Raw genomic sequence first — 729 nt, 5'->3', positions numbered from 1 at the left:
GGCCTATCGGCCGCACGAATGCTTAGTTATTTTAAATCCACAGACCGAAAAACCCATAAGACTATCTGCCAAATACCAACTACGGTTCGTTCAACACTACATTCATGCTTGGCCTATCGGCCGCACGAATGCTTAGTTATTAGCCACTATTTTAGAATCGCAAATGAACCTAACGAAACTATCAACTTCAGTAATTGCAATATTGGTAATCGGAACTGCCTGTTCTCAGCAACCAACTAAAGATTATCAATCAATTTACAATGAACTCTGCAACCAAGAAGACGACTCAAAAACAATTGCTCATTTGGAAGAGTGGGAAACGAAGAAACCGAATGACCCTGAGATGTTTATCTCCGGTTTTAACTTTTATCTTCAAAAATCAAAACAAGAAGTCCTTAGAATGGACGGTGGCCCTGCTAAGGGCAAGAGTCTTCAAATTACAGACACAGCTAATTCTGAACCTGTTGGATACATTTACGGAGATGTGTCATATAATGAGGAACTCTTTAACAAGTCAATTAACTATTTAACACGAGGGTTAGAGAAAAACCCTAAACGGCTTGACATGCACTTTGGTAAGATTTACACACTAGGAGTCTGTCGGACTTTCAATAATCAGGAGAGTAAAAAATTCAATTTTCAGAACCTAAAATTAGATTTTGATCGTCCCTTTTTCGAATACGGTTTTGGTTTTGGTTTTTTTTCCTGTTTTTGCGCTAAACCGGACTG

The 729-nt window shown here is 38.5% G+C and carries 1 pseudogene; it reads left to right on the top strand.

Going from position 1 to position 729, the window contains the following annotated elements:
* Positions 1–163: 163 nt before the first annotated feature.
* A pseudogene (locus AAOP42_RS00010) lies at positions 164–729 on the top strand (hypothetical protein); the annotation flags it as partial.

It is taken from the genome of Reichenbachiella sp. MALMAid0571, assembly GCF_040151475.1.
Taxonomy (GTDB): Bacteria; Bacteroidota; Bacteroidia; order Cytophagales; family Cyclobacteriaceae; genus CAXBNB01.
Note: the sequence above shows the minus strand (reverse complement) of the source record. Positions and strands in the feature narration are given on the sequence as shown.